General features: G+C 71.5%; 14 protein-coding genes. 8 read left to right on the forward strand and 6 right to left on the reverse strand.

The features are described 5' to 3' along the window. Positions 1-215 precede the first annotated feature (215 nt). The 7 genes from OG709_RS09060 (at position 216) to OG709_RS09090 (ending at position 12984) form a co-directional block, all read left to right on the forward strand. Positions 216-3317, forward strand: coding sequence for an alpha-N-acetylglucosaminidase (locus OG709_RS09060; RefSeq protein ID WP_250304493.1), 3102 nt, complete (start codon positions 216-218; stop codon positions 3315-3317). A 207-nt stretch (positions 3318-3524) separates the two neighbouring features. Then, entirely contained in the window at positions 3525-5450 is a 1926-nt protein-coding gene (locus tag OG709_RS09065; RefSeq protein WP_329165535.1) for a hypothetical protein, read from the forward strand. A gap of 131 nt (positions 5451-5581) precedes the next feature. Beyond that, positions 5582-6478 (forward strand): metal-dependent hydrolase, encoded by an 897-nt coding sequence (locus OG709_RS09070; RefSeq protein WP_250304488.1) that lies wholly within the window; start codon positions 5582-5584, stop codon positions 6476-6478. A gap of 1 nt (position 6479) precedes the next feature. After that, on the forward strand, positions 6480-7607 hold the full coding sequence (locus OG709_RS09075; protein WP_329165538.1) for a PDR/VanB family oxidoreductase: 1128 nt from the start codon (positions 6480-6482) through the stop codon (positions 7605-7607). A 180-nt stretch (positions 7608-7787) separates the two neighbouring features. Then, positions 7788-11150, forward strand: a complete 3363-nt coding sequence (locus OG709_RS09080) for a GH92 family glycosyl hydrolase (RefSeq protein ID WP_326695023.1) — start codon at positions 7788-7790, stop codon at positions 11148-11150. Positions 11151-11343: 193 nt separating this feature from the next. Then, positions 11344-12183, forward strand: coding sequence for a DUF3626 domain-containing protein (locus OG709_RS09085; RefSeq protein ID WP_266643481.1), 840 nt, complete (start codon positions 11344-11346; stop codon positions 12181-12183). Between the two features lie 84 nt (positions 12184-12267). Next, the gene (locus tag OG709_RS09090) at positions 12268-12984 is read left to right on the forward strand and encodes a TetR/AcrR family transcriptional regulator (protein ID WP_250304483.1); all 717 of its coding nucleotides are present in this window, start codon (positions 12268-12270) and stop codon (positions 12982-12984) included. On the opposite strand, the gene OG709_RS09095 is transcribed toward OG709_RS09090, so the two are convergent. Further along, positions 12975-13325, reverse strand: coding sequence for a 5-carboxymethyl-2-hydroxymuconate Delta-isomerase (locus tag OG709_RS09095; protein WP_250304481.1), 351 nt, complete (start codon positions 13323-13325; stop codon positions 12975-12977). The genes OG709_RS09090 and OG709_RS09095 overlap by 10 nt on opposite strands. 75 nt (positions 13326-13400) lie before the next feature. Here OG709_RS09095 and OG709_RS09100 point away from each other — a divergent pair, with 75 nt between their 5' ends. After that, a complete protein-coding gene (locus tag OG709_RS09100; RefSeq protein ID WP_250304479.1) occupies positions 13401-13904 on the forward strand; it encodes a GNAT family N-acetyltransferase in 504 nt (167 codons plus the stop codon). Between the two features lie 375 nt (positions 13905-14279). Here OG709_RS09100 and OG709_RS09105 read toward each other — a convergent pair whose 3' ends face one another. From OG709_RS09105 to OG709_RS09125, 5 genes are all read right to left on the reverse strand, one after another. Continuing rightward, a complete protein-coding gene (locus tag OG709_RS09105; protein ID WP_250304477.1) occupies positions 14280-15311 on the reverse strand; it encodes a LacI family DNA-binding transcriptional regulator in 1032 nt (343 codons plus the stop codon). Then, on the reverse strand, positions 15299-16948 hold the full coding sequence (locus tag OG709_RS09110; protein ID WP_326695022.1) for a glycoside hydrolase family 13 protein: 1650 nt from the start codon (positions 16946-16948) through the stop codon (positions 15299-15301). Before OG709_RS09110 ends, OG709_RS09105 begins: the two co-directional genes overlap by 13 nt. Positions 16949-16996: 48 nt before the next feature. Further along, positions 16997-17902 (reverse strand): sugar ABC transporter permease, encoded by a 906-nt coding sequence (locus OG709_RS09115; protein ID WP_250304474.1) that lies wholly within the window; start codon positions 17900-17902, stop codon positions 16997-16999. Between the two features lie 54 nt (positions 17903-17956). Then, positions 17957-18937: a carbohydrate ABC transporter permease gene (locus OG709_RS09120; RefSeq protein WP_266643476.1), complete on the reverse strand. Its 981-nt coding sequence runs from the start codon at positions 18935-18937 to the stop codon at positions 17957-17959. 88 nt (positions 18938-19025) lie between these two features. Continuing rightward, a complete protein-coding gene (locus tag OG709_RS09125) occupies positions 19026-20297 on the reverse strand; it encodes an extracellular solute-binding protein (RefSeq protein WP_250304471.1) in 1272 nt (423 codons plus the stop codon). Between the last annotated feature and the right edge of the window lie 113 nt (positions 20298-20410).

Below are 20410 nucleotides of genomic sequence, written 5' to 3' on the forward strand. Positions count from 1 at the left end.
GGCGAAACGAAGGCAGTCAACCTTCCCGGAGCCGGATCGGATACCCATCTCCGCAGGACGCCAATCCTCTGATCGTCCCGCACTTGATCGTCTGCCGGTGCGCCCCATTGCTCCACCCCCTCCTCGTCATTAACGTGCGCAGCGCATGCACCTGTCGTCGCACGCGCAGTCACCAGCGGTTACGGACCACCTGACGAGCCACACGAGGAGTGCCCATGCCTGAGCTGTCGAGACGTACGCTGCTGAGCACCGCGGGGGCGATCGGGACCGGAGCGGCGCTCGGCGGCCACACCCCCGCCGTCGCAGCCGGAAGCACACCCGCCTCCCCCGTCGCGCACCTCTCCCCCGCCGAACCGGCCCCGCTCGACTCCGGCCCGGCCCGCGCCGCCCTGCGGCGTCTACTGCCCCACCACGCCGACCAGTTCCACCTCACGCTCCTCACCGGCAAGGAGCGGTTCCGGGTCACCGGCTCCGCCGGCCGTATCGAGGTCGCCGCCACCGGCCCGGCCGTCGCGCTGACCGGAGTCCACTGGTACCTCAAGTACGTCTGCCGGGCGCACATCTCCTGGAACAGCTCCCAGCTCGCCCTCCCCCAGCGGCTGCCCGCCCCCGGAAAGGCGGTGGAGCAGTCGGCGACCGTCCCGCACCGCTTCGCCTTCAACGACACCCACGACGGCTACACCGCCCCGTACGCCGACTGGGCCCACTGGGAGCGGACCCTCGACGTCCTCGCCCTGCACGGCTGCAACGAAGTGCTCGTCACCGCCGGTCAGGAGGCCGTCTACCACCGGCTGCTCCAGGACTTCGGGTACTCCGACACCGAGGCCAGGACCTGGTTGCCCGCCCCCTCCCACCAGCCCTGGTGGCTGCTCCAGAACATGAGCGGGTACGGCGGCCCGCTCTCCACCGCGCTCATCGCCGCCCGCGCTGCGCTGGGCAGGAAGATCGCCGACCGGCTGCGCGAACTGGGCATGCACCCGGTGTTCCCCGGCTACTTCGGGACCGTCCCCGACGGGTTCGCCGACCGGAATTCCGGCGCCCGGGTCGTCCCGCAGGGCAGCTGGAACGGGCTGCGGCGCCCCGACTGGCTGGACCCGCGGACCAAGGCGTTCGGCGCGATGGCCGCCGCGTTCTACCGGCACCAGTCCGAACTCTTCGGCCAGGCCGCACACTTCAAGATGGACCTGCTCCACGAGGGCGGCACCCCGGGCGACGTGCCCGTCACCGACGCCGCGCGCGCCGTCGAGACCTCCTTGCGCGCCGCGCACCCGGACGCCACCTGGGTGATCCTCGGCTGGGGTCGCAATCCGCGCCCCGAGGTGCTCCAGGCGATCGACACCGACCGGATCCTGATCGTCGACGGACTCTCCGACATCGACACCGTCACCGACCGCGAGAAGGACTGGGGCGGGGCTCCCTACGCCTTCGGCACCATCCCCAACTTCGGCGGCCGTACGACGATCGGCGCCGACACCGACCGCTGGACGGAGAGGTTCACGGCCTGGCGCGACAAGCCCGACAGCGCGCTCGTCGGCACCGCGTACATGCCGGAGGCCGCCGAGCGGGACCCCGCGGCCTTCGAGCTGTTCAGCGAACTCGCCTGGCGTACCGAGAAGATCGACAGGGCCGGGTGGTTCAGCCGGTACTCCACGGTGCGCTACGGCGGCGACGACCGTCAGGCGAAGGCGGCCTTCGCCGCGCTGACCACCACCGCGTACCAGCTGACCACCACCGACGGCCGCCCCGTCGACTCGCTCTTCTCCCGCCGTCCCAACGTCAACGGGTCCGTCCACGACGCCTTCGACACCGCCCGGTTCGACACCGCGTTCGCCGCGCTGCTGGGTGTGGGCGCCTCGCTGCGCGGCTCGGACGCGTACCGCTACGACCTCACCGATCTGGCCAGACAGGCGCTCGCCGACCGGGGCCGGATCCTGCTGCCGCAGTTGCGCGCCGCCTACGCGAACAAGGACACGGACACCTTCCGCGCGCTCGCCGCCCTCTGGCTGAAGCTGATGCGGCTCGCCGACACCATGGCGGGCTGCCACTCCGCGTTCCTGCTCGGCCCCTGGCTGGAGGAGGCCAAGCGCTTCGCCACCGCCCCGGCCGAGGCGGGGCACCTGGAGTGGACGGCCCGCACCCTGCTCACCACCTGGGCCGACCGCACCGCCGCCGACCACCTCAGCAACTACGCCAACCGCGACTGGCACGGACTGCTGAGCGACGTCCATCTGCCGCAGTGGCAGGCGTACCTGGACGAGCTGACGGCCGCCCTGACCGAGGGCAGGGCCGCCAAGTCCTTCGACTGGTACCCGGGCGAGGAGAGCTGGACCCACCGGACCGAGTCCTATCCGGTACGGGCCACGGGCGACGCCCACCGCACGGCGCAGCAGGTGCACGACACCCTCGCCGCCGCCCCGTACCAGGGCAGCGCCACCGTCTCGGCCGACCCCGTCGTCTTCTCCCCGGGCAGCACGGGCACGGTCACCGCGGGCTTCCGCAATCTGAACGGGCTGCGTGCGACCGGCCGCGTCGACTTCACGCTGACCGGTCTGGACTCCCTGCTGAAGAGCGCCGACTCCCTGGAAAGCGTTCCGCCCGGCGGCACCGGCTCGGTCTCCTGGCGGGTGACGGCCCCGTCCGAGCCGCTGACGACCCCGCTGCGCCCGATGCCGTACACCCTGCTCACCCGGTTCGGACCGCGCGGCGGGACCCCGGTGGGGATCCGGCAGCAGAGCGCGGTGTACGTGGCGGCCCCGCTGGACCCGGTCTGGCGGACCTTCACCAGCAACGCGGCCGTGTTCGGGCAGCTCGGCGAGCGGCTGGCCGTCAACGGCGGTGGGCAGGACCTGTGGAAGGGCACCACGGAGTTCGGCACGGCCTTCCGCGCCGGGGCGATGGCGGACGGGAAGAGCGTGACCGTACGGGTCGACTCCCAGGACAACACCGGGAGCTGGGCCCGGTGCGGGCTCGTCGTACGCAACAGCCTGGCCACCCCCGGATCGGCGGGCTTCCTCAATCTGGCGGTCACCCCCGGTCAGGGTGTGGTGCTGTCGTACGACACGAACGGCGACGGGACGCTGGACACCTACAAGCGCCTCACCGGCATCGTGGCGCCGGTGCTGCTGCGGCTCTCGCGCGCCGACGGGGAGTACACGGGCGCCTGTTCGACGGACGGCGGGAAGAGCTGGCGGACGGTCGCCACCGTCACCGTGCCGGACAGCGCCGCCGTTCAGGACGCGGGAATCTTCATGAGCGCCACGAACGGGGGCGGCGATGTGCGTGGCACCGTGAACTTCAGTGCATGGAAGGTGAGTTGACCGGTCGGCAGACCGTATCGGAGCAACCTCCCGAGGGGTGGGCGACCCCTCGGTGACCGGCGCACGGGCACCCGGAGCGGCACACGCTCCGGGTGCCCGGTGCGCGCCGGAGCAGCACCGGTGGAACGGCCCGGCGGAAGAGCGGCGGGGGGCCGCAGGAGCGGCCCGGCGGGTGACCAATCCCCCCGTCCGCTCGTTCTGCTGAACGTGCAGCCACAGGATGTCGCCCCCCGTCACGCGCCCCGGTCCGCCTCCGTCGACGCCGAGCAGGCCGAGGCCGCGCTCGTCGAGCACTATCCACGGCTCGTCCGGCTGGCGTATCTCGTTCTGCCGCCCTCACTCGGCCGCCACCGCCGGGCACTGACCGCGCACTCCCTCGCCCAGCGCTCCCTGCCGCGCGGGCGCGGGGCGGGCGACGATTGCGTCCCGCCGCCGCGCCGCGCCGACGGCCGCGACCCCGGATACGTGTATCTGCGCGGGCGGGTGCTCACAGCCGCGCTGGAAGCCGCGGCCCCGCGGCGGTGGACGGCGTGGCCCAAGCGCGCCCAGCTGCCGCCCGTGCTGCCCCTGGTCTGGGGGCTGCGGCTCTTCCCGCGCTGCGGCGGCGCCGATGAACTCGCCCTGGAGCAACGGCTGTCCGGGCTGTCCGGGCCCGCGCGCGCCGCCTATGTGCTGCGCGGTCTTGAGCGGCTCGACGACGGGGAAGTGCTCAGGGCCCTCAGAGCCGCGGGCGTCGCGGACCCGAAGGCCGCGCTGGCGCGGGCGGCCGGGGCCGGCGCGCAGTTCGAACTGCTGGCGTCCGCCGAGTTCGACCCCTGCGCGCTCCAGGCGAGGCCGACCGATCTGGTCCGGCGCAGGCGGCGCACCCGTGCGGCGCTCGCCGCGACGGCGGCGGTCGTGGTGTGCGGGGCCCTGCTGGCCCTGCCGGACGGCGGTCTGGGCGGCGACGGGGCGGCAGGGCCGTCGTACGCCCGTAAAGCCGTCTCCGAACAGGCCCTGCAACCGGCCAGGTTGGGGCGGGTGGCGGCCTTCGCGTGGAAGACGTCGGCGCGTATCGACTTCTCCGCGTGGCCCACCCGCGGCGACCGGGCCGGTGACACGGCGCTGCTGCGCCGCGCGCTCGCCGTCTGGGCCCGGCCGGGCGACACCGTACAGGTCTCGGCGACCCCGGGGACCCCCGCCGGACCTCCGATGGGCGCGCCCCAGCTGCTGTACGCGGGCACGGTGGACGATGCCGTCGTGGTGCTGTTCTACGACGGACTGCGGGTGGTGCGGTACGCCGAGTCGAAGGACGGCGGCGCCGCTGCCGCGCTCGACTTCGCCCGGGTGGACGGCGCGGACGAGGCCGCGTCGGACGCGCTGGTCGTCGGCCGTACGGACGGCAACGTCCGCTATCTGACGGCCCCGTGGGTACGGAACGTGGACGTACGGGATCTGCTCACCCCGAAGGGTGTCACGCTGCCTCTGCGGCGGACCGCGGACGGGGTCACCGACCCGGTGCGCAGCCCGGACACGAGCCGTAGCTGCGCCTCGTGGAACGCGCTGACGATGCAGGACGGCGCGGGGAAGCACCTGGTGACGGACCTCGGTGAACTGACCCCGGCCCGGCTGGTGTCGGGTCCCCCGGGCAGGCCGCACGATGTCACCGGGGCGGCGGACCGGGCGAGCTGGGCGCACACGGCCTGTCTGCTGCCCGCGGTGCGCTCGCACGGCGTACGTGCCGTGAACTCCTGGCAGTTCGCGACCCAGCAGCTCCCCGAGGCCAACGGCGGCGCGGCCTGGCTGTGCACCCGCGCGGAGACCTGGCGGGGCACCGGCAGCCGGGTGCTCGCGGAATTCCTGACTCCCGGCGGCAAACCGTCGGCGCCGGGTGCGGTGGTGGCCCGCGCGGAGGACTCCCCGGCGTGCGGCACCCGGCAGCCGCGGGCCCTGGCGGGCGTGCTGTGGAAGTCACGGGGCGGGCACTGGTACGTACTGGCCGCGGGCAGCCGGCAGATCACCTCGCTGGCCACGACGGGCGAGGCGACCGGCAGCACGGTGGGCAGGCTGCTCGCCGTACCGGCGAAGCAGGGCGCGCAGGCGCAGCTGAGCGGGCGGCTCGTGGACGGGACGCGGGTCACCAGCCTGCGGTGAGCGCGCCCGCCGAGGGGCCCTCGGGGCCGGGCTGCCGCTGCGGTCGGGGCGGCCGTCGAGGGAGTGTTCGCAGTCGAGGGAGTGCGTGCAGGGGCCTGTTCCTCAGCCGTACCCGTCGGTACATTGACGCCATGTCTAATACCCGGCCCGGTGCGCGGCCTGCCCCGGTGGCGTCCGAGCACATAGCGCTCAAGGCCCGCAAGGTCTCCTTCGACTGGGCGGACACCCCGCTGCACTGGGTGCCGGACGATCCGTTCACCACGCACATGATCAACGTGCTGCATCTGCTGCTCCCGGCGGGCGAACGCTGGTTCGTGCACGTCTACAAGCAGGTGCTTCCGCTGATCCGGGACGAGCGGCTGCGCGAGGACGTCATCGGGTTCATCGGGCAGGAGGCGATGCACTCCCAGGCGCACGACGACGTACTCCCCCACCTCAAGGCCCAGGGCCTGGACCCCACCCCGTACACCGCCCAGGTCGACTGGCTCTTCGAGAAGCTGCTCGGTGACCGGACCCTGCCGCCGGGCCGACCGAGCCAGTGGTGGCTGCGGGAGCGGGTCGCGACCATCGCGGCGATCGAGCACTACACCGCGTTCCTCGGCGACTGGGTGCTCAACGCGGAGGCGCTGGACCGGCGCGGGGCCGACCCGGTGATGCTGGACCTGCTGCGCTGGCACGGCGCGGAGGAGGTCGAGCACCGGTCGGTCGCCTTCGAGGTCTTCCTGCACGTCGACGGCGGATACCGCCGCCGGGCCCGCACCTGGGCGACCGCCTTCTCCGCACTCGTCTTCCTGTGGCAGCGGGGCGTCCGGTTCTTCATGGAGAACGACCCGCTGCTGGTGGACGGCAGGGCCACCTTCCGGGCGTACCAGCAGCGCGGGCGCCAGGGGCTGCTGCCCACGGCCGGGGCCATCGCCCGCTCGGTGCCGAGCTATCTGAGCCGTACGTACCACCCCTCGCAGGAGGGCAGCACGGCGCAGGCCGTCGCGTATCTGGCCGCTTCCCCCGCAGCGAACGGGGCGCGCTGAGATGGCACTTCCCCGGATCCGCACGGTCGTCCTGATCACCGGTGCCGCGCTGCTCGCCAAGCGGGCCCTGCACCGGCGCATCGCCACATCGCCGCTCTGGCCGCTGCCCGCCCTGGAGACACCGGTCTCGGGCCACGGCCGCCGCCGGACCCTCACCCACCGGCTGCTGATCACCGCACGGGTGGCCGCGGCGGACGGTGTGGTGCTGCTCAGGCTGGAGAGCGGGTCCGGCGACGAACTTCCCGCCTGGGCACCGGGCGCCCATCTGGACCTGGTGCTGCCCTCGGGGCTGGTCCGGCAGTACTCGCTCTGCGGCGACCCGGGCGACCGGGGTGCGTACACCGTCGCCACCCGGCTGATCGAGGACGGCAGGGGCGGCTCCCGCGAGGTGCACGAGCAGCTCCACGAGGGCGAGGAGGTGGAGATCCGCGGCCCGCGCAACCGGTTCCCGCTGGTCGACGCGGAGTCGTACGTCTTCGTCGCGGGCGGCATCGGCATCACCCCGGTGCTGCCGATGCTGCGGGCCGCCGAGGCCGCGGGCGCCCGGTGGCGGCTGGTGTACTGCGGGCGGACGCGGGCGTCGATGCCGTTCCTGGACGAGATCGGGAAGCTGGACGGGGGCCGGGGCCGGGTGGAGGTGGTCCCGCAGGACGAACAGGGCCTCCCCGAGCTGGACTTCACCAAGGATGCCGAGGACACCAAGGACGCCGAGGACACCGGGCATGCCGAGGAGGCTACGGACGCCGGGCGGACCGCGTACTACTCCTGCGGCCCGGAAGGCCTGCTGACGGCAGTGGCCGAAGCCCTCCCCGCGGACACCGCACTCCACCTGGAACGGTTCACGCCGGGCGCCGTCGCCGGGGGCGCCGACAGCTTCGAGGTCGAACTGCACCGCTCGGGCCGGACGGTCACCGTCGCGGCCGGCTCCACGGTCCTGGCCGCCGTACGCGCCGAGCTGCCGCACGTGTCGTACTCCTGCGAACAGGGCTTCTGCGGGACGTGCCAACAGCGCGTCCTGGAGGGCGAGATCGACCACCGCGACGAGCTGCTGACCGACTCCGAGCGGGACGACTCGATGCTGATCTGTGTGTCGCGGGCGCGCGGCGGGCGGCTGGTGCTGGACCTGTAGGACCCGGTCGGGTCCCGTCGGGACCAGGCCGGGAACGCACCGGGCGCGCGGCCGGACCGCCCGGTGCCGAAACCTTGACACCCCCGAACACCAGGAGGAGCATCCTGACGGTCGTTGACAACGTTGTCGGGCAGCTTCCCCGTCGCGTTGACCTTCCGTCACACACGAAGGGCAGGAACGGTGTCAGACACGCACCGCCGTCGTACGCGCACCGGGCTCAGAGCGCTCGGCTCCGTCGCGGTGACCGCCTTGGCCATTCTGGGACCGGCCGCCACGGCCGTCCCCGCATCGGCCGCACCCGCGGCCTCCGCCCGTCACGACGCCGTCAAGGACCCGGTGTCGTACGTCAACCCGCTGATCGGTTCGTCCCACGCCGGCAACACCTACCCGGGCGCCGTGCAGCCGTTCGGCATGCTGGCCTGGAGCCCGCAGAACTCCCGCGGCAAGCAGGTCTCCACGCCCGCGCCGGGCGGGTACCAGTACGACGCGACGAAGATCCGCGGCTTCAGCCTGACCCACCTCAACGGGGTCGGCTGTTCCGGTGCGAACGGTGACATCCCGATCATGCCGTACGCGGGCGACGTGGACTCCTCGCCCAGCTCGGACACCACCGATGCCACCTACGCCAGCACCTTCTCGCACGCCAACGAGACCGCGTCGCCCGGCTATTACCGGGTCGGCCTGGACAACGGCACCTCCGCAGCGCTCACCACGACCGCCCGCACCGGCACGGGCCAGTTCGGCTTCCCGGCCGGGAAGCCCGCCACCATGCTCTTCCGTACGTCGAACTCCGAGAGCGGCAGCGCAGCCGCCACCGTGAAGGTCGATGCCGCGCGGCGGACCGTGACCGGCTCGGTCAGCGCGGGCAACTTCTGCGGCCCGCAGAGCGCGAACAACCGCAAGGACCTCTACACGCTGTACTTCACCGCCCACTTCGACAAGGCGTTCGCCAAGGTCGGCACCTGGACGGACGGCACGGTGAAGCCCGGCTCCACCTCGGCCTCCGGCGGTACGGGGTACAGCTCGTCCGGCAATGCCACGGAGGGCAAGGGCTCGGGCGCCTATGTGACGTTCGCCGGCGGGACGACGAAGGCCCGGGCGAAGGTCGCGATCTCCTACGTCAGCCCGCAGAACGCGGAGGCCAACCTCCGCGCCGAGAACGGCCCCGGCAAGAGCTTCGACTCCGTCAAGTCGCAGGCGGCCAGGGCCTGGCAGCGGGAGCTGACCAAGATCGGGGTCAGCGGCGGTACCGAAGCGCAGCGCACCACCTTCTACACCGCGCTCTACCACTCCATGCTGGAGCCCACGCTGACCAGCGACGTCGACGGCCGCTACCTGGGCGCCGACCGCAAGCCGCACGAGCTGGCCAAGGGGCAGCAGGCGCAGTACGGCACCTTCTCCGGCTGGGACCAGTACCGGGCGCAGGTGCAGCTGATGACGCTGCTGAACGCGAAGGCCGGGAGCGACTACGCGCAGTCCCTCTACAACTACGCGGGACAGCGCGGCGGCGAGTGGGACCGCTGGCTGCTGGAGAACGGCAAGACGAGCGTGATGTCCGGCGACCCGTCGGACGCGGCACTGGCCGGGATCTACGCGTTCGGCGGCCGTGACTTCGACGTCAAGGGCGCGCTGAAGTCCCTGGTCGGGGCGGCGACCGTACCGACGGCGAACGACTCGGACAGCTCGGGCTGCAACGTGGAGTGCGTGGGCCAGCGCCCGGCGCTCGACCAGTACCTGAAGCTGGGTTACGTACCGGCGGACAACTGCCACTGCTGGGGCGGCGCAGCCGAGACGCTGGAGGACGCGGCGGCCGACTTCGGCCTGTCCGAGCTGTCCCGGCAGACCGGTCACCCGGCCGACGCGAAGAAGTTCCTGGACCGTTCGGGGAACTGGACGAACGTCTTCGACGCCAACGCCACCGAGCAGGGCGGCTACATCCGCGACCGCAAGGCCGACGGCAGCTGGGCGGGCACCTTCACCCCGGCCACCGGCAGCGGCTTCGTGGAGGGTTCCAGCGCGCGGTACACGTGGATGGTGTACTCCGACGTGGCGGGGCTCGCCAGTGCGATGGGCGGCAAGGAAACGGCGGTGCAGCGGCTGGACTCCTTCTTCCGGGCGCCGGACGGGACGTTCGACTTCTCGGCGAAGGACGACACCCGCTACGACGCGACCAACGAGCCCGACATCAACGCCCCTTATCTGTACGACTACCTGGGCGTCCCGTACAAGACGCAGGAGACGGTGCGCGCGGAGCTGGACCAGCTGTGGACCGACGGACCGGGCGGGATCCCCGGCAACGACGACGCGGGGACGATGTCGTCCTGGTACGTGTTCTCGGCGCTGGGCATGTACCCGCAGATTCCGAGCCGGGCCGATCTGACGCTCTCCGCGCCGCTGTTCCCGAAGGCCGTGGTGCACACCGGTCACGGCAGGACGATCACGGTCAACGCCCCGGCCGCGTCCGCGGGCAACGCGTACATCCAGGGCCTGGAGGTGAACGGCAAGAAGTCCGGCAAGCCGTGGGTCCCCGCCTCGTTCGTCACCGAGGGCGGCACCCTGGACTACGCCCTGGGCTCCAGGCCGAACACCTCGTGGGGCAGCGCGGCTGCCGACGCTCCGCCGTCCTTCCCGGGCGGCGGCGTGAAGTACTTCACCGGCGCCTCCCCGGACCAGCTGAAGGTCGAGCCGGGCGCCGGGGGCGCGGACACGACCGTCAAGGTGCAGACGCTGGACACCGAGGCGGCCCGGGTGCACTGGACCGCCACCCCGCCGCCCGGGGTCACGGTCACCCCCGCCTCGGGGGACTTCACGGTCCCGGCCGGCGGATCGGCGAGCGCGAAGCTCTCGGTCTCCGCTGCGGCGGACACCGCGGAGGGCCACTACACCGTCCCGGTGACGCTGAAGTCGTCCACCGGGGCGGACCTGCCGAAGACGTCGGTCGCGGTGACCGTCGCCGAGAAGAACGGCCTGCTGTGGAACCGCAACAACACCGCGATCTCCGCCGACGACGACAACCCGCAGGCCAACTTCGACGGTGAGGGCTGGAGTTACTCGGCCAAGGCGCTGGCCGCGGCGGGTGCGACACCCGGCTCCACGGTCTCGGCGAACGGCTTCGACTTCAGCTGGCCGAAGGTGACCGCGGGTGACCCGGACAACATCGAGGTGGCGGGCAGCACCCCGCAGGTGCTCACCGTCCCGCCGGCCCCGGGTGCCACGGAGCTCAGCCTGCTGGGCAGCGCGGCGGAGGGATCGGCCAGCGGCACGCTGACCCTGACGTACGCCGACGGCACGACCCAGCAGGCGGACATCGGCTTCAGCGACTGGACGCTGGGCGGCGGCTCCGACAAGCCGTCGTTCGGCAACACGATCGCGGTGCACACCGATTACCGCGACGTCCAGGGCGGTGGCCAGGACCCGATCGGCACGGAGGTCTTCGCGACCGCCCCGATCGCGCTCCAGGCGGGCAAGCAGCTGGCGAGCGTGACCATGCCGTCGTCGACGAAGGGCGGGGTGATCCACGTGTTCGCGGTGGCGACGGCGTGACGGCGTGACGGTAGGGAACTGAGCGGTACGGACAGCGGAGGCTCCCGGATGTCAGGACCCGGGAGCCTCCGCGCTCAGGGAGTGGGCGCGGTCCGGCGGGCCGCGCCCGCCTGTATGTCCACGACCGCACCGCACTCCACCGCAGGACCACACCGCACCGCACTGCATGACGGAACTCGGGCACACTGCCCCGATGACCGTGAATCTTCCCCGGCCGCCCCACGAGGAGGCCATCCGCCATGTCGCGGCCCTCGCCTCGGGTGCGCCCGCCGCGCCGGAGCTGCGCGTGACGCTCAACTTCCACCCCGACCGGGCGGCCCCCGGCGGCCCGCCGCTCCTGCGGGCGCTCGCCCAGGACGGCGTCTACTCCTCGCAGTTCGTCACCGGCACCAGCAACGGCGGGCTGACCGCGTACCCCGGCGGGGACCGCCACCGGTGGGAGAGCCGCATCTTCGGTGGCGCCTACGACACGGCCCCCGCCCGACAGCGGCCCGTGTACGGCGCGTTGAACCACCGGCTGCGCCCGGTCGGCGGGGCGCACCGGTTCGGCTCCGCCCATCTGCGGCTGCGGCCGGAGACCCTGGCGCGTACCACCTTCTGCTATCCGGACAGCGTCACGGAGCCGGTCCACTTCGGGGTGGCGGAGGCCCTCGCCCCGCTGATCGAACGCGCCGACGCCGACCGGCAGGACACCCTCGACGACTACGTCGAGGCGCATCTGCACGGGCCGCTCGTCCTCGCCACGGACGTCGAGGCGCTGGTGCTCGATCCCAGCTTCCGGGGGACGGACGTGGAGACCGCGGCCGGGCTGCTGCCGTTCCCCGTCGAATGGCACCCCGGCTTCCGGCTGACCGTCGGCGTGCTGCGGCGCCACCCGGAGTACCGCGGTCCTGAATACGTCGCGCTGGGCGCCGAGATCGCCGAGGACGGGCTGCTCACGCCCCGCGTCATCGGCGACGCCGTACGCGCCGGCCGCCACGACCCGCAGGACCTGAAGAAGGTCTGGCACTACGTGGCCCGGTTCGGGAACTGACACCCGGCGCACGCCCGCACGTTGCCCGGCGCGTGTCCCTGCCCGGCCCGTGTTCTCGCAGGGGCCGGTCTGTACGCTGTTCGGATGACGACCGGGGTACGCCGCAGAATGGGCGTCGAAGAGCGCAGACAGCAGTTGATCGGCGTCGCACTGGAGTTGTTCAGCCACCGCTCCCCCGACGACGTCTCCATCGACGAGATCGCCGCGGCAGCGGGGATCTCCCGGCCGCTCGTCTACCACTACTTCCCCGGCAAGCAGAATCTGTACGAGGCCGCGCTGCGCCGGGCCGCCGACGAGCTGGCCGAGCGCTTCGTCGAGCCGCGCGAAGGACCGCTCGGGGCGCGGTTGCTGCGGGTGATGGAGCGGTTCTTCGACTTCGTCGACGAGCACGGGCCCGGGTTCTCGGCGCTGATGCGCGGCGGGCCCGCCGTCGGTTCCACCACCACCAACGCGATGATCGACGAGGTGCGCACCGCCGCGTACCTCCAGATCCTGTCCCACCTGGACGTCCAGGAGCCGCCGACCAGGCTGAAGTTGGTCGTACGGTCCTGGGTCTCCCTCGCCGAGTCGACCGCGCTGATCTGGCTGGACGGGCGGGACATCCCCCGGGCCGAGCTGGAGTTGCAGTTGGTGCACGACTTCGCCGCGCTGGCCGCGGTGAGTGCGGCGTACGACGCGGAGATGGCCGACGTCGTGCGGCGGATACTGGCCGAGGAGCCCGCCGACGGGCCGCTCGGTGACCTCGTCGGGCGGCTGCTCGTGCTGGCTCCCGCGGTCCCCGCACAGCGGAGTCAGCGGTAGGAGGCGTCCAGGTCGCGTGTCTCGGCGGAGATGTGCACCGTGGTGCCGCTGTCGTCGGCGGGCTTCAGGTACTGCCGTACGAGACCGGGCACCGCCTCGGTGAGCCGGGCCTTGGCCTCGTCCGTGCGACCGGCCAGCAGGGCGATGCCGACATGGACGATCGCGTCGTCCGTCCCGCCTCCGCCCACCACGAACTCCTCCGCCCTGACGAAGCGGGTCTTGCACGCGGCGATCCTGGCCTGGACCGTTTCGACGATCACCGGGTGCAGCGCGAGCGCGAAGCCCCGGCGGTCGAAGGAGTCGTCCAGGGACGCGGAGTACTCGACGGTGATCTGCGGCATGGGTCTTCTTTCCTCGTGTTTCCTCGTGCCCGAACGAATGCCCGGATGTCAGTGCCCACCTTTACGGTGGAGACCATGACCGCACAACTCACCTTCCGCAGGGCGGACCAGGACGACGCCGAAGCACTGGCCGCCATGTACGACCGGGCGGCCCACTGGATGCGGGAGAACGGCATCGACCAGTGGCGGCCCGGCGAGAAGGACACCGAGCACTTCCTGCAGCGCATGAAGGAGGGGGAAGTGTGGCTCGCGGAGGCGGACGGGCACCGCGTGGGCGCGTACGAGCTGTGGTGGGACGACGAGGAGGCCTGGGGGGTGCAGCCGCCGGTCGCCGGTTATGTGCACCGGTTGATGGTCGACCGCAGATACGCGCCGGCGGGCACCGGCCGCATCCTCCTCGCCCACGCCGAGCAGCGGATATCCGCTGCCGGGCGCGAGCGGGGAAGGCTGGACTGCGCTCCCTGGCTGTGCGGGTACTACGCGGGCGCGGGGTACCGGGCCGTGGGCGAGCTCCCCGACAAGAAGGCGCGGGACGGGCGGATCTACTCCGTGACCCTGCTGGAGAGGGTCCTGGGCTGACCCCGGCCACCGGCTGCGGGCACCCGGGAGGGTTCCTGAATGTTCTTGCTGCAAGAATGAAAGATTCGGCGCGCCCCAGGCCGTTACAAGCCACCCGCTCCCGGTCCACCCCTGCACAGGACAGGATCGGATCCTCACCGGATCCCTCACATCACGTACGCCGGTGGCTTGTCGGCGCACGCCCACCGCTTCCCGCGCTTCGCAAGACCTGCCGCAAAAGATTGCAGCAGTGTTACCTGTCACGCTAGATTCGGATACACAGAGAGACCCCCGGGGCCATCTCCCCGCCGGCCCAACTCAGGGCAGGCCCCAGGGGTCTCCTTCTGCCGGGAGCGCCGGAAGTGCCGGGCTCGCCGGGCACGCCCGCAGCACCGGTCAACCGGTCCGGCGGGCCGTGGACCCCCGTACCACCAGCTCGGGCTGGAAGACGAACTCCGTGCGCTGGACCGGGTTCCCGCCGATCTCCTCCAGGAGCGCGCCCACCGCCGCCGCGGCCATCGCCTGGACCGGCTGGCGGACCGTCGTCAGGGGCGGGTTGGTGAAGGCGATCAGCTGCGAGTCGTCGAAGCCGACCACCGAGATGTCGTCGGGGACGTCGAGACCCCGCTCACGGGCGGCCCGGACGACACCCAGGGCCATCAGGTCGCTGCCGCAGACCACGGCCGTGCAGCCCTGGTCGAACAGCGCGCCGGCCGCGACCTGGCCGCCCTCCACGCTGAACAGGGTGTGCTGGACCAGGACTTCGGCCTCCTGCCGGGACCGGCCGAGGTGGGCCACCACCGCGTCGAGGAAGCCCTCCCGCTTGCGGCGCGACGGCACGTAGCGGAGCGGGCCGACCGCCAGCCCGATCCGGCGGTGGCCGAGGTCCGCGAGGTGGCGCACCGCCATGTGGGCCGCCGCGTGGTCGTCGGGCGAGACGAAGGGGGCGCTGATGTGCTCGTTGTAGCCGTTGATCAGGACGAACGGCACCCCGCGCTCCGCCAGTCCGGCGTACCGCGCGGGGTCCGACGAGGTGTCGGCGTGCAGCCCGGAGAGGAAGACGATGCCGCCCACCCCACGCTCCACCAGCTGCCCGACCAGTTCGTCCTCGGTGGCGCCGCCCGGGATCTGCGTACAGAGGACCGGGGTGTAGCCGTGCCCCGCGAGGACCTGCTCCACGGCCTGGGCGAAGGCCGGGAAGATCGGGTTGGTGAGCTCGGGGGTCACCAGCCCGATCAGGCCCGCACTGCGCTGCCGCAGCCGCACCGGGCGCTCGTACCCGAGGACGTCGAGCGCCGCGAGCACCCGCTGACGCGTGGTGTCCGCGACGCCCGGCTTGCCGTTGAGCACCCGGCTGACCGTGGCCTCGCTCACGGCGGCCTGCGCGGCGATGTGCGCGAGCCGGGGGGCTGCCGTCACACCGCCCACCAGAGGGTGCTGTCCGCGGGCAGCTCGAACTCGTCCCCCTCGACGGTCGTCGCGGTGCTGGCGAGCAGCAGCCGTCCGGGCACCGGGAGGCGTACGGGGGCGGCCGTGGTGTTGACCGTGCAGAGGAAGCCGGGGCGGGCGAAGGCCAGTACGCCCTCGGGGGTGCCGGGCTGCCAGTCGACCGAGTCGCCCGCGCCGAGGCCCGGGTGTTCCCGGCGCAGTGCCAGCGCGCTGCGGTACAGCTCCAGGGTGGACCCGGGGTCGCCGGTCTGCGCCTCGACGCTCAGCCCGGCCCAGCTCTGCGGCTGCGGGAGCCAGCTGCCGCCGCTGCCGAAGCCGTACGAGGGCCCGTCGGTGGTCCACGGGAGCGGGACGCGGCAGCCGTCGCGGAAGCCGTCCTGTCCGGCGGCGCGGAAGAACGACGGGTCCTGGCGCACCTCGTCCGGCAGGTCGGTGACGTCGGGCAGGCCGAGCTCCTCGCCCTGGTACACGTACGCGGAGCCGGGCAGCGCCAGCATCAGCAGCGTGGCCGCGCGGGCGCGCCGCAGGCCGAGCTCGCGGTCGCCCGCGGTGCGGATCTGGGTGCCGCCGGGCGGGTTGGCGAAGCGGGTCGCGTGCCGGGTGACGTCGTGGTTGGAGAGCACCCAGGTGGCGGGCGCGCCCACCGGGAGCATCGCGGCCAGCGAGGCGTCGATGACCGCGCGCAGCTCGGCGGCGTCCCAGTGGGTGCCCAGGTACTGGAAGTTGAAGGCCTGGTGCAGCTCGTCGGGGCGCACGTAGTGGGCGGTGCGTTCCACGGTCGGGGTCCAGGCCTCGGCGACGGCTATCCGCTCGCCCGGATACTCGTCGAGGATCTTGCGCCAGGAGCGGTAGATCTCGTGGACGCCGTCCTGGTCGAAGAAGGGCATGACGTCGTTGCCGAGCAGCTTCAGCTGCTCGTTGCCGCCGATGTCGGGCAGCCCCTCCGCCTTGACGAGACCGTGCGCGACGTCGACCCGGAAGCCGTCGACGCCCATGTCGAGCCAGAACCGCAGGATCGAGCGGAACTCGTCGGCGACGGCCGGGTGCTCCCAGTTGAGGTCGGGCTGTTCGGGGGCGAAGAGGTGGAGGTACCAGGCGCCGTCGGCCACCCGGGTCCAGGCGGGGCCGCCGAAGATGGACTCCCAGTCGTTGGGCGGGAGTTCACCGTTCTCGCCCTTGCCCGGACGGAAGTGGTACCGGTCGCGCAGCGGGGAGGCCGGGCCGTCGTCGATGGCCCGCTTGAACCATGCGTACTGGTCCGACGAGTGGTTGGGCACCACGTCCACGATGATCCGCAGGCCCAGGTCGTGGGCGTCGCGGATCATCGCGTCGGCGTCGAGGAGCGTGCCGAACATCGGGTCGATGGCACGGTAGTCGGCGACGTCGTACCCGGCGTCGGCCTGCGGCGACGCGTAGAACGGCGAGAGCCAGACGGCGTCGACGCCGAGGTCACGCAGGTACGGGAGCCGGTCGCGTACGCCTTCGAGGTCGCCCATGCCGTCGCCGTTGCTGTCGGCGAAGCTGCGCGGATAGACCTGGTAGATCACCGCGTCCCGCCACCAGCCGGTGGGGGTGCCGGTCGTCGGGGCGGTGGGGGCGGCGAAGTGCTGAGTCATGGCTTCCCTGGAAGATGTGGGGTCGGGTGTACGGAAGAAGGTGCGGGCTCAGCCCTTGGTTCCGCCCGCCGTCAGGCCGGTGACCAGGTGCTTCTGCACCAGGTAGAAGATGGCGGAGACGGGGATGGCGATGAGGACGGCGGTGGCCGCCATGTAGTTCCACTGGGCGTCGTGTTCGCTGACGAAGCTGGAGAGGCCCACCGCGAGGGTGTACTTGCTGTCGTCGAGCATGAAGGTGGAGGCGAAGGCCACCTCGCCCCAGGCGGTCAGGCAGGTGTAGAAGGCGGCCACCGCGAGACCGGGCCTGGCGAGCGGCAGGATGAGCCGCCAGAAGGTACCGAAGGGGCTGAGCCCGTCGACCCGGCCGGCCTCGTCGATCTCGAAGGGGATGGTGTCGAAGTACCCCTTGAGCATCCAGGCGCAGTACGGCACGGCGGTGGAGCAGTACACCAGGATCAGGGCGCCGAAGGTGTCGATGAGGCCGAGGTCCGCGAGGATCACGTACATCGGCACCATCAGGACGGCGACCGGGAACATCTGGGTGACCAGCAGGATCCACATGAGCTTCTTGTGGCCGGGGAAGCGCATCCGGGAGACCGCGTAGCCGGTGGTCGCGGCCATGAAGACGCCGATGAGGCAGGTCGACACGGCGATCAGCGCGGTGTTGCCGAGCCAGGTGAAGAAGCCCGTGTGCTCCATGACGAACGAGTAGTTGGAGAACGACACCTTGGACCAGATGCGGCCCGGGTGCAGGTAGTCGCTCTTGTCCGGGCCGAGCGAGAGGAAGACCAGCCAGAGGATCGGGAAGAGCGCGATCAGGCTGGCGATGCTCAGGGCGGTGTGCGACAGCACGGTGGCGCGGCGGGAAGGCCGGTCGCGGCGGACCGTGCGGTTGGGGCGTGCGGGCGCCGGTGGCTGCTGCGCCGCCGGGGTCTCTGTGGTGAGGGTCGTCATCGGATTCCTGCCTTCTGTTCCGTCTTCGGGTCCGTCTTCCTGATCGGGGGGCGGTCAGCCGTTGGCCTTCTCGTTGCGGGCCAGCCAGCGGCGGTAGAAGGAGGTGAAGACGATCAGGACGGACAGCAGCAGTACGCCGTACGCGGCGGACTGGGCGTAGTCCCTGGGCTGCTGGCCGAAGCCGAGGCGGTAGGCCCAGGTGACGAGGATCTGGGCGTCCGGAGCGCCGTTGCCGAACAGCAGGAAGATGATGGCGAACTGGTTGAACGTCCAGATGATGCCGAGCAGGACGACGGTGGAGCTGACCGAACGCAGCCCGGGGAGCGTGACGTTGAGGAAGCGCTGCCAGGGGCTCGCACCGTCCATCTCGGCCGCCTCGTAGAGGTCCGCGGAGATCGACTGGAGTCCGCCGAGCAGCGAGACCATCATGAAGGGCACCCCGCACCAGGTGTTGACGACGATCGCGGCGAGCTGCTGGAAGTGCGGTTCCTCCAGCCAGGCGGGCTGGGGCAGATGCAGGCTGCCGAGCACCGAGTTCACGATGCCGGAGTCGCCGAGCATGATCCGCCAGGAGAAGACCGTGACGAAGGTCGGGACGGCCCAGGGCAGGATCAGCATCATCCGGTAGAAGGTGCGCCCGCGCAGTTTCTGGTTGAGCAGCAGGGCCAGGCCGAGGCCGATGACGTAGTGCAGGGTCACACAGGCCGCGGTCCAGACGACGGTCCAGAGGAAGTGCGACCAGAAGCGGTCCCAGGCCGTCGGGCCCCAGAGGATGTCCGCGTAGTTGTGCAGACCGATGAACTTGTAGGTGGCGTCGATGTGGTTGACGCCGATAGTGCGGGCCGAGTTGAGGCTGTTCGCGTCGGTGAGGGTGAGGTACAGACCCTGGACGAGCGGGTACCCGACGAGGACACCGAGGACGACGACCACCGGGGCGGCCATCGCGTAGGCGTACCAGTGCTTCTGCCAGGAGCTCTTGAAGCGCTGCGCCGGCCCTCGACGCTCGGGGCCCGCGCCTTCGACGGCAACGGTCATCTTGACACCTTTTCGGGGGGAGTTCGGCGGGGCGGCGACGCGTGCGGCTGCCGGACCCGCGTGGTGTGCGGGTCCGGCAGCCGGTGGATCACTTACTGAAGTCGGGAACCAGCTTGGCCATGGCCTCGGTCAGGGACTTGACGCCGTCCTGCAGCGACTCCTTGCCGCTGGCGACCTTGGGCAGTTCGGTGTCCATCGGACCCCAGAGCGAGCTGTACTCGGGCAGTTCGGGGCGCGGCTGCGAGGCGCTCAGCACCTTCTGGAAGCCGGCGATGCCCGGGTCGGCGGTGACCTTCGCGGTGTACGCGTCCGTGCGGGTCGGCAGGGTGGAGTTCTTCAGCGCGACCGTCTCCTGGCTCTTCGCCGAGGTCATGAAGTTCAGGAACTTCAGCGACGCGTCCTGGTGGGCCTTGTCGGAACCGGCGTAGACGGCGAGGTTGTGACCGCCGGTCGGTGCGCCCGCCTTGCCGGTGGAACCGGCCGGGACGGTGGCGATGCCGAGGTTGTTCTTGTCCGCGAAGGCCGAACCCTTGTAGAAGTTCGTGATCTCCCAGGGACCCTGGATGATCGACGCGACCTTGCCGTTGACAAAGGCGTCCTGCTGGTGGGCGTAGGCGTCGGCGGTGATGTCGGGCTTGTGCAGACCCGGACCGTCGAAGAGGCCCTTCCAGGTCTCCAGGCCCTTGACCGCCGGGGCGCCGGCGATGGTGAGCTTCTTCCCGGCGACGTCGACGGTGTCGGTGCCCTCGCCGTAGAGGAAGGGCTGCGCGTAGTAGCCGGCGGTGCTGGCCCAGTAACCGTCCACCTTGTCCTTGGACTTGACGGCTGCGGCGTCCTTCTTCAGCTCGTCCCAGGTGGTCGGGGCCTTGGTGATGCCGGCCTTGGCGAAGAGCGCCTTGTTGTAGACGAAGGCGAGGGTGTCCGTGACCAGCGGGACACCGTAGGTCTTGCCGTCGAACTGCGCCTGCTTCAGCAGGTTGGGCTGGAACTTCGCCTGGTCCTTGAGGGCTTCGGTGCCGTCCAGCGGGAGGAAGTAGCCCTTCTTCGCGAAGGCGGGGGTCCAGCCGACCTCGGAGCGCAGCACGTCCGGGGCACCCTTCGCACCGGCGGCCGTGTCGAACTTGTTCTGCGCCTGGTCGAAGGGCACGTTGACGTACTTGACCTTGATGCCCGTGTTCGCCTTTTCGAACTCCTTGACCAGGGCCTGGTAGGTGGCGGCCTCGTTCGTGGCGTTCGAGGTGTCCCACCAGGTGATGGTGGTGGGACCGTCCGCCTTGCCGCTGCCGCTGTCGCCGCCGCAAGCCGTCGCCGCGAGCGCCAGGGTCGCAACCAGAGCGGTGGCCGCTATGCCACGTCGCATGTGAACTCCTTCAACGGGTGCCGCTCCATCACGGCTCCGGGTCGTCGAGGAACGTAACAAGGATGCAAGAAGTCCGAAAGACCTTGCGTAGATTTTCTGCAAGAACCAGGCTT

Origin of the sequence: Streptomyces sp. NBC_01267, assembly GCF_036241575.1 — a bacterium.
Lineage (GTDB): Bacteria > Actinomycetota > Actinomycetes > Streptomycetales > Streptomycetaceae > Streptomyces.

Coding starts and splice junctions, on each gene's coding strand:
- OG709_RS09090 (WP_250304483.1), top strand. CDS start 12,268: ATGACGACCGGGGTACGCCGCAGAATGGGCGTCGAAGAGCGCAGACAG.
- OG709_RS09120 (WP_266643476.1), bottom strand. CDS start 18,937: ATGACCGTTGCCGTCGAAGGCGCGGGCCCCGAGCGTCGAGGGCCGGCG.
- OG709_RS09100 (WP_250304479.1), top strand. CDS start 13,401: ATGACCGCACAACTCACCTTCCGCAGGGCGGACCAGGACGACGCCGAA.
- OG709_RS09110 (WP_326695022.1), bottom strand. CDS start 16,948: ATGACTCAGCACTTCGCCGCCCCCACCGCCCCGACGACCGGCACCCCC.
- OG709_RS09115 (WP_250304474.1), bottom strand. CDS start 17,902: ATGACGACCCTCACCACAGAGACCCCGGCGGCGCAGCAGCCACCGGCG.
- OG709_RS09070 (WP_250304488.1), top strand. CDS start 5,582: ATGTCTAATACCCGGCCCGGTGCGCGGCCTGCCCCGGTGGCGTCCGAG.
- OG709_RS09095 (WP_250304481.1), bottom strand. CDS start 13,325: ATGCCGCAGATCACCGTCGAGTACTCCGCGTCCCTGGACGACTCCTTC.
- OG709_RS09075 (WP_329165538.1), top strand. CDS start 6,480: ATGGCACTTCCCCGGATCCGCACGGTCGTCCTGATCACCGGTGCCGCG.
- OG709_RS09125 (WP_250304471.1), bottom strand. CDS start 20,297: ATGCGACGTGGCATAGCGGCCACCGCTCTGGTTGCGACCCTGGCGCTC.
- OG709_RS09060 (WP_250304493.1), top strand. CDS start 216: ATGCCTGAGCTGTCGAGACGTACGCTGCTGAGCACCGCGGGGGCGATC.
- OG709_RS09085 (WP_266643481.1), top strand. CDS start 11,344: ATGACCGTGAATCTTCCCCGGCCGCCCCACGAGGAGGCCATCCGCCAT.